General features: G+C 67.7%; 13 protein-coding genes. 4 read left to right on the forward strand and 9 right to left on the reverse strand.

Annotation, left to right across the window (positions count from 1 at the left end; all coding sequences use genetic code 11):
• Nucleotides 1–5: 5 nt before the first annotated feature.
• From C441_RS14530 to C441_RS14545, 4 genes are read right to left on the reverse strand one after another with little or no spacing between them, the layout of a single operon-like run.
• Nucleotides 6–512, reverse strand: coding sequence for a DUF7519 family protein (locus tag C441_RS14530; protein ID WP_007275758.1), 507 nt, complete (start codon nt 510–512; stop codon nt 6–8).
• Nucleotides 500–1,768 carry a DUF58 domain-containing protein gene (locus tag C441_RS14535; protein WP_007275759.1) on the reverse strand — a complete coding sequence of 423 codons (1,269 nt, stop codon included), beginning with the start codon at nt 1,766–1,768 and terminating at the stop codon, nt 500–502. Before C441_RS14535 ends, C441_RS14530 begins: the two co-directional genes overlap by 13 nt.
• Entirely contained in the window at nt 1,765–2,337 is a 573-nt protein-coding gene (locus C441_RS14540; RefSeq protein WP_007275760.1) for a DUF7269 family protein, read from the reverse strand. Before C441_RS14540 ends, C441_RS14535 begins: the two co-directional genes overlap by 4 nt.
• The gene (locus C441_RS14545; RefSeq protein ID WP_007275761.1) at nt 2,334–3,293 is read right to left on the reverse strand and encodes a DUF4129 domain-containing protein; all 960 of its coding nucleotides are present in this window, start codon (nt 3,291–3,293) and stop codon (nt 2,334–2,336) included. The genes C441_RS14540 and C441_RS14545 overlap by 4 nt, the downstream gene beginning before the upstream one ends.
• A 214-nt stretch (nt 3,294–3,507) precedes the next feature.
• On the opposite strand from C441_RS14545, the gene C441_RS14550 reads away from it, so the two are divergent.
• From C441_RS14550 to C441_RS14565, 4 genes are all read left to right on the forward strand, one after another.
• Nucleotides 3,508–3,783 carry a hypothetical protein gene (locus C441_RS14550; RefSeq protein WP_049920615.1) on the forward strand — a complete coding sequence of 92 codons (276 nt, stop codon included), beginning with the start codon at nt 3,508–3,510 and terminating at the stop codon, nt 3,781–3,783.
• 610 nt (nt 3,784–4,393) lie between these two features.
• Nucleotides 4,394–5,620: an orc1/cdc6 family replication initiation protein gene (locus C441_RS14555; protein ID WP_004065096.1), complete on the forward strand. Its 1,227-nt coding sequence runs from the start codon at nt 4,394–4,396 to the stop codon at nt 5,618–5,620.
• A gap of 150 nt (nt 5,621–5,770) precedes the next feature.
• Complete coding sequence (locus C441_RS14560) at nt 5,771–7,225, forward strand: ATPase domain-containing protein (RefSeq protein ID WP_007275763.1); 1,455 nt, start codon at nt 5,771–5,773, stop codon at nt 7,223–7,225.
• Entirely contained in the window at nt 7,222–9,798 is a 2,577-nt protein-coding gene (locus C441_RS14565; protein WP_007275764.1) for a PAS domain S-box protein, read from the forward strand. Before C441_RS14560 ends, C441_RS14565 begins: the two co-directional genes overlap by 4 nt.
• Nucleotides 9,799–9,821: 23 nt before the next feature.
• On the opposite strand, the gene C441_RS14570 is transcribed toward C441_RS14565, so the two are convergent.
• The 5 genes from C441_RS14570 to C441_RS14590 form a co-directional block, all read right to left on the reverse strand.
• Nucleotides 9,822–10,220, reverse strand: a complete 399-nt coding sequence (locus C441_RS14570; protein WP_007275765.1) for a DUF7268 family protein — start codon at nt 10,218–10,220, stop codon at nt 9,822–9,824.
• A gap of 6 nt (nt 10,221–10,226) precedes the next feature.
• A complete protein-coding gene (locus tag C441_RS14575) occupies nt 10,227–11,162 on the reverse strand; it encodes an ABC transporter permease (RefSeq protein WP_007275766.1) in 936 nt (311 codons plus the stop codon).
• Nucleotides 11,159–12,178 (reverse strand): ABC transporter permease, encoded by a 1,020-nt coding sequence (locus C441_RS14580; protein WP_007275767.1) that lies wholly within the window; start codon nt 12,176–12,178, stop codon nt 11,159–11,161. The genes C441_RS14575 and C441_RS14580 overlap by 4 nt, the downstream gene beginning before the upstream one ends.
• A 24-nt stretch (nt 12,179–12,202) precedes the next feature.
• Entirely contained in the window at nt 12,203–13,924 is a 1,722-nt protein-coding gene (locus C441_RS14585) for an ABC transporter substrate-binding protein (RefSeq protein ID WP_007275768.1), read from the reverse strand.
• A 148-nt stretch (nt 13,925–14,072) separates the two neighbouring features.
• Nucleotides 14,073–16,775, reverse strand: a complete 2,703-nt coding sequence (locus C441_RS14590) for an ABC transporter ATP-binding protein (RefSeq protein WP_007275769.1) — start codon at nt 16,773–16,775, stop codon at nt 14,073–14,075.
• Between the last annotated feature and the right edge of the window lie 59 nt (nt 16,776–16,834).

A 16,834-nucleotide genomic window follows, 5' to 3' on the forward strand; every position in this document is an offset into this window, starting at 1 on the left:
GCCGCTCAGCGCGTGACGACCGCCACGAGCGCGACGACGCCGACCAGCAGTAAGACGACGGCCGTGATTGGCTGGCCGCCGGCGGCCGCCCGGTCAGCGCCGTAGACGACGGCCGCGCCGACCGCGAGCACGACGAGCGTCGCCGCCGCGTGGACGAGTTCGAGCCGGAGCGTGTCGGTCTCGCGGCCGAGGTGGTCGCCGACGGAGCGCGCGTTGTCGGCGAGGTCCCACGCGAGTATCGACCCGACCGCGGCGAGCAACAGCGCCTCCGTCCCGGCCCCGCTCGCGCCCGCAAAGAGGAGCGAGAGGAAGAACAGCCCGCCCGCGGCGTCGACGATGCGCCGCGAACCCCGGACCAGTCCGGCGGCGAGCGCGACCGTCGCGGCGAGGCCGCCGACCGCCGCCGTCGACGTGGTAAAGCCGAGCGCGAGGATGGCGAATCCGGCGGCCGACAGCGCCATCGCGGTCCCCGTCCGGGTCGGTTTGCGGGTGATTTCGCTCACCGCGACCACCCCGCTTCGGCCCGCGCGAGCGCGACGCCGAGCGGTTCGTCACTCCAGTCCACCACGCGGACGCCGCTCCGCCGGAGTTCGCGGAGCCGCAGGTCGCGCTCGATGCGCGCGAGTCGCGCGCCGACGGTCGCGGTCGTCGTCGGGTTCGGCGAGACGACCGTCACGGCGTGGCCGTAGGCCTCCAACCGACGGGCGACCGAGACCGCGTAGTCGTCCACGAGCGGCGAGCAGAAGACGACCTGCGCGTCGCTGGCGAGTCGACGACGGAGCCGTCTGAGAGCGACGGAGGCGAAGAACGCCCCGTCCGGCGGCGTCGGCGCGAACGCCGGATGCGTGGCGAACAACCGGCGGGCGCGGGCGCGGTGGTCGACGCCCGACGAGGGGGCGAGCCAGCACTCGTCGGGACCGAACGCCGCGACGCCGACGCTGTCGCCGCCGTCGAGGAGCGCCGAGAAGGCGACGCTCGCGGCGTCCACGGAGCGCTCGACCGCGGTCTCGGCCCCGTCGTCGGGGGCGACGTGCGCCTCCGCGCGGGTGTCGACGACGAGCACGACGGCCGCGGCGCGCTCCTCTCTGAACTCCACCGTGGCGAGTTCGCCAGTGCGGGCGCGGCGGTTCCAGTCGATGCGCCGAATCGGGTCGCCGTGGCGGTACTCGCGGATGGAGGCGAACTCCAGTCCCGACCCCGGCACGTCGGTCTCGACGCGCCCGGCGTACTTCGAGGTGAGGCCGCGGAGCGGCAGGTCGGCGGTCGCGGCGAGTTCCGGCTCACACCGGAGCGTCGTCTCGGCGTCGACCGTCTCGCGGGACTCGACGGCCCCGCTCGGGTCGCGGACGACGACGACCGTCTCGCCCCACGCGTGCTCGCCGCGGACGGCCGTGACGGTGTAGGTCGCGGTGGCGGTCGCCCCCGGCCGGAGCGCCGTCCCCAGTCGGGCGGAACCGTCGGCGACGCCGAGCGCCGGCGGCACGCCGTCGACGACGCGGAGGTCGAACAGCGTCCGTGGCCCCTCGTTGGTGACGCGGAGCGTGACTTCGACCTCGTCGTCGGGGTCGGGCGTCGCGTCCGAGAGGTCGCGCTCGACGCGGAGCGACACCTCGGGAATCGCCGCGACCCGGACGTAGGCGAGGACGACGACGCCGAGGCCGGCCGCGAGGAGGAGCGACGGCTCGCGGGTGAACACGCCGGCGGCGGCCGCGACGAGGACGAGACCGTCGAGGCCGGTCCAGCGGTCGGTGTCGAAGCCGCGACTCATCGGCGCTCACCCGCGGGGTCGTCGGCGGTGCCGACTCGCTCTATCGCGGCGACGGTCCGTTCGGCGCGGTCGGAAAGCGACGACTGACCGGACAGCAGGAGTCGGACGCGCTGTCGAAGCGGAACCGAGACAGACGCGCCGAGAAATCGCGCGGCGACCGGGTCGTCGGTCCACCCGCCGGTTTTGAGGAGCGCGGCCGCTTCCTCGGGAGCGTGACCGCCGCGGGCGACGAGCGCCCCCTTGGCCCGGGTTTCGAGGCGGTCGACGACCCGCTCGCGGGCGGCCCAGCGGGTTCGCCGACCCGCCGCCGACACGAGGTCGTCGTCGAAGTCGGAACCGGGAACCGGGACCGAAATCCGCGCTTCCGGGTCGCCGGTGACCGTGGTGTTCGGGGTCGTGTCGCGGCGGTGTTGGACGTACCGAAGGCCCTGCAACGCCGCGAGCGCCGCGACGAGGCCGAGGAAGACGTCCGTCAGTTCGAGGCCGAGCGAGACGCCGGCGATGACCGCGAACCCGGCGACCGTGGCGACGACGCCGACGAACACGAACAGCCGGCGTGCGAGCGTCATCGGTCGCCCTCCGCCGACTCGGCGTAGGCGTCTTCGATGTTCCTGAGCGCGTCGACCGCCCGGCGTTCTCGCTCCGGCGTCGCCTCGAAGCCGCCGTAGCGAACTTCCTCGAACAACGTCGTCAGGGCGCTCACGTCGTCGCGGTCCATGCCGGCGTCGACGGCCGAGTCGGCGAACTCGGCGGGCGTCGCGGCGCGGCGGTTCGGCACGTCGAGGAGCGCGGTCATCTCGCCCCACGCGCGGAACACCTCGTTTTCCACGTCCGCGTCGCCGTCCTCGATGCGCTGGGCCGCGGCCCCGGCGGCCCGCCCGACCGCGGCGACGTCCGGCCCTTCGTCCTCGTCGACGGGGGCGGCTTCGCCGTCGGCCTCGGGCGAGTCGCCGGTCCCCGTCACGAGCATGAAAACCGCGACGACGAGTGCGACCGCGAGGAGGAGGCCGAACAGCACCGTCGGCGGTGAAACGCTCTGGGCCGCGCCACCACCGCCGAGACTGCCACCGCCACCGGCGGGGAGAAACGAGACGTTCCGCGCGGCGGCCGCGGCGCGAGACGAAAACGAGGACTCGCGGCGACACGCCGTGAGGAGGGCGAAAAGCAGGACGACCGGCGGCCCGACCGCCGCGTAGATGGCGAGCGGCGGGAGCAGAGAACCGGTCTCGCGGTAGACGTACACGCCGAGGAGGGCGAAGACGAGGGCGACGGCCGCGAGGATTCCGGGCGAGAGCAACCACGGGAGACACGGCGTCGGGATGCTGAGACTGCCGGACGAACCGCCGGTCGGTTGGACGCCGGTCCGGTCTGTGTCTCCGGTGACTGCGCCGCCGGTCTCGCCGCCACCGAAGCCTATCGGGCCGCCGCTGGTGACGACGGTCGAGTCGATGGTGGCGGCGACGACCGAGAGGGCGACGACCGCGAGGAGGGCGAGTGCGAGTGCGCGGAGGGCGGAACGGTCCACGCTGATAGGTAACAGTATACGAGGTAAAGACATTTCGAGGGACGGAGCGGTCGTCGGTGGGCGAACGGCGTCACCTCGGTCTCCGACCGAACCGGATGGTGCTGTTGAACTCCTCAACCGCGGCTAGCTTGTTGAGGCCGTGCTGAATACAGCGCGCGCGTCGGTCACACACTCGGCCTCGCGATTTATGTTAATACTTCATCACTACTACCGCATGGAACGGTTTTACATATTTAACGCACTCCTGGCGATATATGGTGCAGTCTTCGCAATCGAATCGGTCTCCGCTCTCGCCGACGGGAGCACAAGCCTGCCAATCATTTTGGGTAGCATCGCTGGAATAGGACTGGTGAGTGCATCCGTATACGAGATGATTACTGGCTCTCCATCCGACTTCGAGGTCGGCGACATAGGATTCTGGGCTGTCGTTTTGGGCGTTGTGGCACTTCTCTCACTTCAGATCCTTGAAATCACTCAGATTGTGGGATAGTAACCACTCGAAGGAGACGAGACAGACCACCCATACAAGTGAACCGCCCGGAGGTACGCGGACGAAAGTCGAGGCTCGACACCCACACACCACGTTTACAAGTGAATCGACGGCGAGAACGAGGGGCGGAGAAGACACACAGACACCACCGTTGCACGTGAAGCGCGGTGACGCCGCGAGGGGGGGTGGCATCGGCAACCGCGTGGGGAGAGCACCGGTGCAAGTGAACCGCGAGCGCGACTCGTCCCTCGTCACCCACCACCGTTGCAGGTGATTCGGCACGTTTCAGGTCGTCTGCGCGTCGACCACAGCAGACACGGGCGAACGAGACTCGCCTCCTGAGCATTGATACATGTCAGCGCTTTAGTTGAACGCGTGCTCTGTTGTTCTACTAGTCACTCTCGCGTACTCTCGTTCACTTGTAACAGTGGTGTGTGTCTGTTCAAACGAGTTCACGTGAGCCACGGTATACGGTAGCAAGAGCCATCCGGAAGACACCGGTCCCGACCGAACACGCCGCCCATCACCCACCGATACCACCGCCGCAATTCACATGAATCAGATGAAATCGGGGTTTTAAATAAGGGGACGCTACAACGGACCGACGCTAATGCGCCGGTTCGAGCGAAAACAAAACGTCTTCACCAACAAGGACGCCCTCGGGGAGTCCTACAAGCCCGAGCGCATCGAGGAGCGCGACGACGAGATTTCGGAGTACATGGACGCGCTCCAACCGGTCGTCGACGGCTGGGAGCCGAACAACGTCTTCCTGTACGGCAACACCGGCGTGGGAAAGACCGCGGTCACCGAGTTCCTCCTCGAAATGCTCCTCGAAGACGTCTCGCAGTACGACGACGTGGACCTCAGCGTCATCTCCATCAACTGCAAGACGCTCAACTCCTCGTACCAGGTGGCGGTCGAACTCGTCAACGAGCTTCGACCGCCGGGCGCGGAGATTAGCTCGACCGGCTACCCCCAACAGACCGTCTTCAAGAAGCTGTTTCAGGAGCTGGACGACGTGGGCGGGACGGTGCTCATCGTCCTCGACGAAGTCGACTCCATCGGCGACCGCGACGAACTCCTCTACGAACTCCCGCGGGCGCGGTCGAACGGGAAACTCGAAGACGCCAAGGTCGGCCTCATCGGCATCTCGAACGACTTCAAGTTCCACGACCAGCTCGACCCGCGCGTGCAGGACACCCTCTGCGAGCGCGAACTCCACTTCCCGCCGTACCAAGCGCCCGAGCTCCAGAACATCCTCGAATCGCGCGCGGAGGTCGCCATCGCCGAGGACGCCTGCGAGGAGGGCGTGCTCAACCTCTGTGCGGCGCTCGCCGCCCGCGACAGCGGGAGCGCGCGACAGGCGCTGGACCTCCTGCGGCTGGCGGGCGAACACGCCGAGAACAAAGACGACGAGCGAATCACGCTCGACCACGTCGACATCGCCCGGCAGAAACTCGAACAGGAGCGCGTCGTCGAAGGGATGCGCGAACTCACCGAAAACGGCCACTTCGCGCTCCTCGCGGTCGTCTCGAAGGCCGCCCACGACGAGACGCCGTGTCGGATGCGCGACCTCTATCAGGAGTACCTCCGGCTGTGTAACTCCGCCGGCATCGACCCGCTCGCCCAGCGGTCGGTCCACAACCACCTCTCGGACCTCCGGATGCTCGGCATCCTCTCGGCCGAGGAGAACCGCACCGGTTCGCGCGGGAACTACTACAGCTACGCGCTCGACGTCCCCTTCTCCAGTGCGATGGAGGCGCTGTCCGACGTGCTCGCTCTCGACTCCGTCCTCGACGAGATTCGAAAGACCGCGACGCAGGCCGAGGCCGCCTGAGTTTCGTCGGACGTCACCACTCACCGGCCGAACACCACGGCTCCCCGAACGCACGCTCTCGTTCCGACGCCCCACTGAGGCGTGCTGTTCCGGGGCGTGGCAGTTCGAGACGGTGGTAGTTTCTTGGTCCGTCGGACAGATGTGTAGAGCATGACGAATTTCCCCCCGCGGCTCTCCACGGGAATATCCGGGCTCGACGCGGTACTGGACGGCGGGCTGGTGCCGAACCGGACGTACATGGTCCGCGGGGAATCGGGGGCGGGAAAGACCATCGTCGGCTACCACTTCCTGACCGCCGGACGCGAAAACGACGAGGACGTGCTTTTCATCTCCTTCGAGGAGTCGGACGCCGACCTCCGGGCGAACGCCGAGACGCTCGGATTCGACCTCTCGGAGGTTCCGATTCTCGACTTGGGGCCGTCGCCCGAGGCGTTCCTCGACGACGAGGCCTACACGATGCTGTCGCCGGGCGAGGTCGAAGGGAAGTCGACGGCGAACGAACTCCGGGAGGCAATCGAGGAACACGACCCCGACAGAGTCGTCATCGACCCGCTGAGCCAACTCGGTCGCCTCTCGTCGGACAGATACCAGTTCCGCCGGCTCGTCTCGTCGCTCCTGAGCTACCTCAAGCGGTCGGGTGCGACGACGCTGTTCACGAGCCAGCCGTCGAGCGGCGACACCGACGAGACGCTCGCGTACCTCTGTGACAGCTCGATATCGCTGTCTCGGTCCGATTCGGGGCGGTCGGTCCGCATCGAGAAGTTCCGCGGGTCGGACTCTCAGGCGGGGCCGCACGGCATGCGAATCGACGGCGGTCACGGGATGCGCGTCTTCCCGCGGCTCGTCCCCGACTCGCACCACCGCGAGTTCACTATCGAGCCGCTCTCGTCGGGCATCGACGACCTCGACGCCCTGCTCGGCGGCGGCATCGAGCGGGGGAGCATCACGCTCGTCAGCGGCCCGAGCGGCGTCGGCAAGTCCACCACCGGGGCCTCGTTCGCGCGGGCGACGGCCGAACGCGGCGAGCGCGCCGCAATCTACCTCTTCGAGGAAAGCAAACGGAGCTTCCGACACCGCTCTGAGTCCATCGGCATCCCGATAGACGACCTCGTCGAGGCGGGTGACCTCCGGGTCGACGCGGTCGAACCACTCTCGCTTTCGACCGACGAGTTCGCCCAGCGGGTTCGCGCCGAGGTCGAGGCCAACGACACGAAATTCGTGCTGATAGACGGCACCGCCGGCTACCAACTCAGCCTCACCGACGAGCGAAGCGACATCCGCCGCGAACTCCACGCGCTGGCGCGGTACCTCAAGAACATGGGCGTCACGGTCGTGTTGACCGAGGAGGTACAGCAGGTCACCGGCGCGTTCCACGCCTCGGACAACCACGTGAGCTACCTCGCGGACAACATCCTGTTCATTCGCTACATCGAGGTTCGCGGCGAGATTCGCAAGGCCGTCGGCGTCCTCAAAAAGCGGTTCGGGGGCTTCGAGCCGACGCTCCGGTCGTTCGAAATCGGGACGGACGGCATCACCGTCGGCGAACCGCTCGACGGGCTTCGAGGCATCCTCACGGGGACGCCGACGTGGAACGAGGCTGAGTGACCGTGAACGAAGACGCGTCCCGGAACGGAGCACGTTCCGCGCGTGACGCGTCCGGCGAGGAACGGATACTCCTCGCAGTTCGCGGCGCTCGCGACCGCGAGCTACTGGCGGACCTCCTCGACGCGTACGAGGTCGTCGTCTGGGAGCGCGGCCGCGAGGACGGACCCCCACTCCCGGAGTTCGACCTCTGTATCGTCGACATGGCGACCTACCCCGCCGTCACCGCCGACCTCGAAGCGCGCAAATCGGACGCGGGCGACCGCTTCGTGCCAGTCGTGTTGACGGTCGAACAAGACGAACAGCGCGTCGCCGCGCGACGCCTCAGCGACGTCCCAGACGACGTGCTCGCGGTGCCCGCGCCGAGCGCGGTCATCCGGTCGCGGGTCGAGTCGCTCCTCCAGACCCGACGGCAGTCGCTCCAACTCGCGCTGTACCGCCGCGCGATGGACGGCGCGACCGTCGGCATCACCATCACCGAGGCCGACGGCGACCAACCGCTCACGTACGTCAACGACGCCTTCGAGGAGATGACCGGCTACGACCGACAGGAGGCCATCGGCCGGAACTGCCGGTTCCTGCAGGGGGCCGAAACCGACTCCGAGCCGGTCGAGACGCTTCGCGAGGCGGTCGAAAGCGGTGAGAGCGCCACGGTCAGCCTCACCAACTACCGGAAGGACGGGACGCCGTTCTGGAACGAACTGAAGATATCGCCGGTGTACGACGACGGCGAACTCACCCACTTCGTCGGGTTCCAGACCGACGCGACCGTCCGCCACGCGCTCAGGAACCAACTCGTCCACGAGACGCAGACGCTCAAACAGCTCTTCGAGACGAGCCCGGTCGGCATCGCGGTCCTCAACGAAGACGAGGTCATCGTGCGCGCCAACGAGGCGGCCCAGGGGATTCTCGGTCTGCGGCGGTCGGTCGTACTCGGACAGCCGTACGACGCGCCCGAGTGGGACCTCGTCGACGAGCGGGGGGACCCGCTCGGCCGCGAGGACCTCCCCTTCGACCGGGTGAGAGAGACCGGCGAGATAGTCAGTGGCTACGAACACGGCATCGACGTCGCCGACGAGCGCCGATGGCTCGTCGTCAACGCCGCCCCCCTGACCGGAAGCGACGGGGAGCGAATCGGCGTGATCGCCGCCATCGAGGACGTGACAGCACAGAAGCAACAGGTGCGCGAGCGCGAGCGATTGCTCGACCTGTTCGACCAGAGCCAGAGAATCGCCTCGGTCGGTGCGTGGGAGGTCAACACACGGACCGGAGACGTCCTGTTCACGAGCGGGCTCGCCGAACTCGTCGGCGTCGACTCGGGCGAGACGTTCGACCTCGAAGAGGCGTTTTCGTTCTACCATTCCGAAGACGAACCCGAGGCTAGAGCGGCGTTCGAGCGCCTCGTTGCGACCGGCGAAGAGCAGTCGGTCGAGTGCCGGCTGGTGACGACGGACGGCGGGGTGCGTTGGGTGAACGTCCGCGGCGTCACGACGCCGGAAACCGACGGCCCCGTCTTCCGGGGAACCGTCCAAGACATCACCGAGCGGAAGGCCCGGTCGAGAGAACTCGAACGCTACGAGCGCATCGTCGAGACGACCGCGGACCCGATTTACACGCTGGACGACAACCTCCGGTTCGTCCTCGCGAACAGTGCGACCGCCGATCTGCTGGGCCGCGACCCCGACGACCTCGTCGGCGAACACGTCTCGACGGTGTTCGGCGAGCACCACTCGCAAGCGCTGTTGGAGTCCATCGCGTCGCTTCTCGCGGGCGACAGCGACAAAGAGACCATGGAGACGGTCGTCGTCGACCGAGACGGCGCGGAGCGACGGTTTCAGACGACTATCGCGGCGAAGTCTTCGGAGGACGAGTTCGAGGGCATCGTCTGCGTCGGCCGCGACGTGACCGAACTCCAAGAGCACGAACGCCGGCTCTCGGTCCTCGACCGCGTCATCAGACACAACCTCCGGAACAAGATGAACATCGCGCAGGCGCACGCGACGATGGTGCTGGAGCGGACCGACGACGGCGACGTGCGCGAGTCGGCGGCGGCGATCGAGCGGGCGACGAGCGAACTGCTCTCGCTCGCCGAGACGGCCCGGAAGTTCAGCTCCGCGCTCGACCCCGACGTGACAGAGCGAGTGCGACCGCAGAACGTCGCCGACTGCGTCCGCAACGTGGTCGAGGGCGCTCGGCTCAGCTACCCCGACGCGACCATCACCGTCGACTCGCCGGCGGACACGCGAGCGTGCGCCCACGAGACGTTCGAACTCGCGGTGAACGAACTCATCGACAACGCGGTCGTCTACGGCGGCGACGAGGTCCAAATCGAGCTCTCGGTCAGCGAGGACGACGGCCCGGAGCAGGTCGTCATCCGCGTCGCCGACGACGGACCGGGGATTCCGTCGCTCGAACGCGAATCGCTCAACTCCGGTCGGGAGTCGCCGCTTCGGCACACGAACGGGCTCGGGCTCTGGTTCGTCCGCTGGGCCGTGACGAACAGCAACGGCTCGATGGAAATCGTGGACAACGAGCCGCACGGGACGGTTATCGAGCTTCGACTGCCGAAGGCCTGACGCCGAGTCTTCGTTCGGCCGACTCAGGCGGCGGCGACGAACACAGCGACGGCGGAACCGACCGCCGTCGCCCCGAGCATCACGCCGAGTCCGAACCCGAGAATCCGGGCCATCGCCCGCCGAGCGTCCGCTTCCGTCCAGCCCGTTCCGGTGTCGAGGTGCGCCTGCATCGACTCGATGCCGCGGCCGAGTGCGACCGCCCCGGACCACCCGAGGAGGCCGAACCCGAACGCGAGCGAGCCGAGCGCGAACGTCGTCTCGACGCTCGCCGAGAAGTCACCGACGACCAGCCGAGCGGCCAGCCAGACGGCGGCGACGAGCGCGCCCGCGAGGGCCGCGGTGCCGACGAGGCGGAACCGAACCGCCGCCCGTTCGAGCGCGGGACGCGCGTCTGCGTCCCCCGGCTCCGGTGGCGCTGACACGGGCGGTCAGTCGACCGCTTCGCGCATTCGCGGGTCGAGCGCGTCGCGCATGCCGTCGCCGAGGAGATTGAACCCCAGCACGGTGAGCGCGAGGAAGAATCCGGGGAAGAACGACCACCACCAGACGCCGGTGAGCAGGCCCTGACTCACGCCGTTCGAGAGCATGAGGCCCCACGAGGGCGTGCCGGCCGCGGCACCGAAGCCGAGGAACGACAGCGCCGCGAGGTCGATGATGGCCAGCCCGAAGTTGAGCGTGCTCTGGACCGTGATGGGCGCGAGACAGTTCGGCAGGACGTGCCGAACCAGCACGCGCGGGTCGGCCGCGCCGAGCGCGACCGTCGCGTCGATGTACTCGTTTTCGAGCACGGTCAGCGCGGCCCCGCGGACGACGCGGGCGAACCGCGGCGTGTAGACGAGCGTCAGCGCGGCGACCGCCCGCCACAGCCCGAGGTCGTCGGGGAAGATGGCGACGAGCGCCAGCGCCAAGAGGAGCGACGGGAACGCGAGAAGCACGTCCATCGTCCGCATGATGACGTTGTCGGTCACGTCGCCGTAGTAGGCCGCGACGATGCCGAGGCCGACGCCGAGGACGGTCGAGGCGGCGACCGTGACAGTGCCGAACAGCATCGCGTACCACGCGCCGTACGCCACCCGCGGCAGGAGGCTCCGGGCCTGTCCGTCGGTCCCGAAGGGGAAGTCGAGACTCGGCGGCGCGCGGTTCGGGTTCGTCCCGAGTTGCGACTGCGTGATGACGTCGAGGTCCAAGAACAGCCGCGCGTACAGCGCGATGACCACCATCGCCACGATGATGGCGATGCCGGCGAGCGCGAGGCGGTTCGACAGCAGGCGGGAGACGAACGGCGACGCCGTGAGGCGGTCGACGAGCCCGCGCTGGTCGACCTCGGTCGACGTCTCGTTCGTGGTCGTGGTTTCCGTGCTCATTGTTCGATCCTCGGGTCAAGGACGGAGTAGGTGACGTCGACGCCGAGGTTGACCAGCGTGAACAGGAACGCGAACGTCAGGACCGTCCCCTGCACGATGGGGTAGTCGCCGACCTTGATGGCCTCGACCAGGAGCGTCCCGATGCCGCCGATGGCGAACACCGTCTCCGTGAGTACTGCGCCGCCGAGCAGGCCACCGAACTGGATGCCGATGACCGTGATGACGGGAATCATCGCGTTGCGGAAGCCGTGTTTCAGGACCGTTATCTTCGCGCCTTGGCCCTTCGCGCGGGCGGTCCGCATGTAGTCCTGCCGGATGACCTCCAGCATCGACGAGCGCATCATCCGGGAGATGAGCGCCATCGAGTAGACGCCGATGACCGACGCCGGGAGAATCATGTGGCGGACCGCGGAGACGAACATGTCCCAGTTGCCCGCGAGGAGCGTGTCAATCGTGACGAGCCCCGTCACCCGGATGGCCTCGACGTTGTAGAGGACCGAGATGCGGCCGCTCGTCGGGAGCCATCCGAGCATCTGCGCGAACAGCAGGATGAGAAGCGGACCGCTCCAGAAGATGGGCACGCTGATGCCGGCGAGCGCGCCGATGCGGGTCAGGTGGTCCGTGATGCTGTCCTGCTTGACGGCGCTCAGGATGCCGAGCGGGATGCCCAGCGAGATACCGATAAGCTGGCCGTAGAGAGCGAGTTCGAGCGTGACCGGCAGTTTGTTGGCGAGCACCTCGCGGACCGGGGTGTTCCGCTGGATGATGAAGGACTCGCCGAACTGGAACTGCGCGGCGTCGGCGAGGAAGCGCCCGTACTGCACCCAGATTGGGTCGTTCAGGCCGAGGCTCTCTTCGACCTGCCGGACGAACTCCTCGCTGGCGCGCTCGCCCGCGATGGTGAGCGCCGGGTCGCCCGGCGAGAGATGCAGGATGGAGAAGACGAGCGACGCCACTCCCACCAGTACGGGGACGAGCAACAGCAGCCGCTTGAGTACGAATCGTGTGGAAATCATGAAAGTCGAAGCGCGGTCAGTGCCTCAGTTCAGGCTGACGAGGTTGAGGTACGGACCGCTGATGGCGGCGACCTGGAACCCGCTGACACGGTTGGAGACGCCGCGAAGCTCGTCCGCGTAGTCGAGGTAGACCCACGGGGCCTCGTCGTGTGCGATCTGGTTCGCCTCGTTGTACAGCGACTCGCGCTCGGCCTCGTCGTAGGTGCTCTGACCCTGTTCGACGAGGTCCATGTACTCGCGGTTCGCCCACGCCGAGCGGTTACTGGTGTTGTAGCCTTCGGCGTCGAAGCTGACCCAGTCCTGTCCCTCCGTGAGTTCGCCCTCCTCTACCTGCGGGTGCAGGAGGACGTACATGAAGTTGTCCGGGTCGGCGTTGTCGGTGTACCAGCCGAGGAAACACGCGTCGTGGCGGCCCTGGGCGGTGTATTCGAGGAACGGACCGAACGACTGCTGGTTGATGTCGACCTCGATGCCGACGTCGCCGAGGTTGGACGCGACGGTCTCGGCGGTCTGGATCGGCGACGGGTTGTAGCCGCGGGGGTTCTGGAACGTCGCCAGTTCGAACGAGAAGCCGTCGCCGTAGCCGGCCTCTTCGAGGAGGCGCTGGGCCTCTTCGGGGTCGTACGGGTACGGGTCGATGTCGTCGTTGTGACCGAGGACGTTCGGCGGGAGCGGCTGGCTCGCCTGCGTCGCGAAGCCCGAGTAAATCTCGTTGACGATGGCCTCGGTGTTGATGGCGTGGCTGACGGCCTGCCGGACGCGGCGGTCGCGGAACTCCTCGCGGCTCGCCATGTTGAACGCCATGTAGCCGATGTTGATTCCCTCGGTGCGGACGAGGTTCGCGTTGCTGGCGTTCTCGACCTGAACGGACGACTGCGCGCCGAGCCCGTCGATGATGTCGAGTTCGCCCGACGCGAGCGACTGGGCGCGCGTCGAGTTCTGGCCGATGGTGACGAAGACGACCTCGTCCACGTTCGGCCCGTCGCCCCAGTAGTCGGGGTTGGCTTCGAGGCGGATGAGTTCGTTCGCGTCGTCGAGATTGCTCAGCTGGAACGGACCCGTGCCCACGGGGTTCGAACTGAGGTCGGTGCCGTACTCCTCGATTGCGGCGAGGGAGTGGACCGCCGCCGCGAACATCGCCAGGTTACGCAGGAACGGCGCGTACGACTGGGTCAGCTGAATCGTCATCGAGTAGTCGCCGTCGACCTGAATCTCGTCGATCCACGAGCCGAGGGTGAACGGCCCGTACGCCGAGACGTAGTCGTCGCCGGCGTAGTACTCGTAGTCGCTGTCGACGAAGCGGCGATACGTCGCCACGAAGTCCTCCGCCGTGAACTCCTCGCCGTTGTGGAACATCACGCCCTCGCGGAGCGTGATGGAGGCCGACTGGCCCTCGAGGGAGTACTCGGTGGCGAGCCCCTGCGTCAGCGTGGACTGCCCCGGCTCGAAGTTGATGAGCGTGTCGTAGAGCTGTTCGGTCACCTTGGCGACCTCGCCGCTCGTGCTGTTCTGGAAGTCGAGCGTCGGCGAGTGACTGCCGCGACCGTAGCGAAGGACCGACGCCGAACCGTCGTCTTCGGTCTGCTCGGTCTGGTCCGTCTCGCCCTCGCCGGTCGTCTCGCCCGACTCGGTGGTGGTGTCCTCGCCGCCGCCGCCGGAACAACCCGCGAGCGCGGCCGTCGCTGCAGCGGTCCCCGCGGCCGTCAGGAACCGACGCCGCGAGACGTTATTGCCATCTTGTGACATACGTGTACCTATCGATGTACCCCTATAAAAATAACGAAGGTCTATTCGCGGGAACGAGTGACACAACCGACCTGTTCCGGTAAAAATACGAGACAATCAAAAAACGTCTGACAGGTGACGAGACCCCGTATTGGGGCCGGCTCGCCGCCTATTCGTCGACGAGGTGACACGCCGCGGGATGCGTCTGTTCACCCAGCGTGGGCGCGTCCCGCTCGCAGACGCTCTCGAACCGCTCGCGGAGAATCTCGGCCGCTTCTTCCCAGTCGTCGGCGACGACGCGTTCGAGCGCGCGGTCGACGACGCCCCGGAGTTCGGGCGACAGCGAATGCGACAGATGCGACTCGCGGAGCTCGTCCACGACGGCGCCGGCGTCGGCGGTGCCGCCGTCGGCGCTCACCGTCGCCTCGGCGCTCGGGTCGCCCGCATCGAGCGCCGCGTCGCGGGCGCTCTCGACGTCCAGCGCCTCGCGTTCGACGCGCTGGCGGAGGTCCATCACCTCGCGGTAGGCCGCCTGCTCGATGTCGAGGTCCGCCGGCGGGATGACCTGCGGACACCGCGTCCGGAAGTGACAGCCCGACGGCGGGTTGATGGGGCTCGGCACGTCGCCTTCGAGGATGATGCGGTCGCCGGTCTCGGCGGCCGGGTCGGGCTCCGGAATCGCCGACAGCAACGCCTGCGTGTAGGGGTGTCTCGGGTCGTCGAACAGCTCGTCGGTCTCCGCAACCTCGACGATTTCGCCGAGGTACATCACGGCGACGCGGTCGGAGATGTGGCGAACCACGGAGAGGTCGTGAGCGATGAACAGGTACGTCAGCCCGAAGCGCTCCTGGAGGTCTTCGAGCAGGTTGAGAATCTGCGCCTGCACGGACACGTCGAGCGCGGAGACGGGCTCGTCGGCGACGATGAAGTCCGGGTCGACCGCGAGCGCGCGGGCGATGCCGACGCGCTGGCGCTGGCCGCCGGAGAGTTCGTGCGGGTAGCGGTCGTACTGGCCGACTTCGAGGCCGACCGCGTCGAGCAGTTGGTGGACCCGGCGACGGCGGCGCTCGCTCGTGGAGTCGCCCGGCGTGACGCGGACGGTGACGCCCGAGACGGCGTCTCCCTCGCGCTCGACTTCGACCTCGGCGCGGAGGCGCTCTTCGACGGCCACGTCGACCTCGCCGTCGGCGACGGCCACGGTCACGGTGGCGGTTGCGACGCCGTTCGAGGAGCCGACGATGGCGTCGATTTCGTCGCTCGCGGTGACCGAGACGCGCCCGGCGTCGATGCCGGTCACGGTCACGTCGACCTCGCCGCGCACGTCCGGGTCGGACACCGGGAGGTCGTGGACGTCGAGCGGCTCTCGGATGGTCTGGCCGACGGTCATCCGGGGGTCGAGCGACGACATCGGGTCCTGGAAAATCATCTGCATGTCGCGGCGCATCGCCCGGAGTTCGTCGCTGTCGAGGTCCGAGAGGTCAGTCCCCGAGAAGACGACGCGGCCGCCGGTCGGCGGCGTCAGATGCAGGAGGCTCCGCCCGGCGGTGGACTTCCCACAGCCCGACTCGCCGACCAGTCCGAGCGTCTCGCCCTCGTAGACGGTGAAGTCGATGCCGTCGACCGCCTTCACGCTCCGGTCGTCGGCCCCGAGGAACCGGTCGAGGATGCCGTCGGCCTGCTCGTAGTACTTCTGCATGCCGTCGACTTCGAGAAGCGGCCTGTCGGTCGGCTCGGTGCCCGTCGACGACTCGATGGCGTCGCCGCCGTACTCGCTGGTGTCGAAGTCGTCGAGGACGCACTTCGAACGGTGGTCGACCGCGTCGCCGCCGTGTTGCTTGTACGGTATCTCACCGGAGGTACACTCCGGCTTGGCCCACGGGCATCGGGGCGCGAAGTGACAGCCCTCGGGCATGTCGATGAGGTCCGGCACGTTGCCCTCGATGGGCGTCAGACGCTCTTTTTCCTCGCTCGGGAGCGATTCGAGGAGCGTGTACGTGTAGGGGTGCGAGGGGTTGTGGAAAATCTCCTCGACCGGCCCCTCCTCGACGATTTCGCCGGCGTACATGACCGCGACCCGGTCGCAGGTCTCGGCGACGACGCCGAGGTCGTGGGTGATCATGAGCACCGACATGCCGAGGTCCTCCTGCAGGTCGTCGATGAGGTCGAGAATCTGCGCCTGAATAGTCACGTCGAGCGCCGTCGTGGGTTCGTCGGCGACGAGCACGCGCGGTTGGCAGGCGAGCGCGATGGCGATGAGGACGCGCTGGCGCATTCCGCCGGAGAACTCGTGGGGGAACTCGTCGACCCGCGCGCCGGGTTCGGGAATGCCGACCGATTCGAGCACCTCGATGGTCCGCTCGACGATTTCGTCGTCGATGTCGCGGCTGATGCGGGGGAGCAGTTCGCGGACCGCGTTGAACCACGAGTCCTTGCGGCGGCCGCCGTACTGGTGGAGTCGGAGGCTCTCTGCGACCTGCTCGCCGACCGTCAGCGAGGGGTTCAGCGAGGTCATCGGGTCCTGGAAAATCATCCCGAGTTCGCGCCCGCGGACGGCGCGAAGCGCCTCTTCGGGCGCGTCGACGAGGTTGACCACGTCGCCGTCGACGAAGGCGGGGTTGTTGTACTCCGCGCGGAACTCGTCTGCGAGCCGGGCGCTTTCGAGTTCGACCGAGCCCGAGACGATTTCGCCGGGGTCGTCGACGAGCCCCATCGCCGACAGCGCCGTCACGCTCTTTCCGGACCCCGACTCGCCGACCAGTCCGACCGTCTCGCCCTCGCCGACCGTGAGGTCGAGACCGTCGACGGCCTTGACTCGACCCCGGCCGGTCGAGAACTGTGTTCGGAGGTCCGAAAGAGAGAGTAGATTCCTCATTGAATGGGAATGACCTGCATGGAGTGAAATACCTTTTCAATTTTTGCCAGTTGATGGGC

Source organism: Haloferax sulfurifontis ATCC BAA-897 (assembly GCF_000337835.1).
Taxonomy (GTDB): domain Archaea; phylum Halobacteriota; class Halobacteria; order Halobacteriales; family Haloferacaceae; genus Haloferax; species Haloferax denitrificans.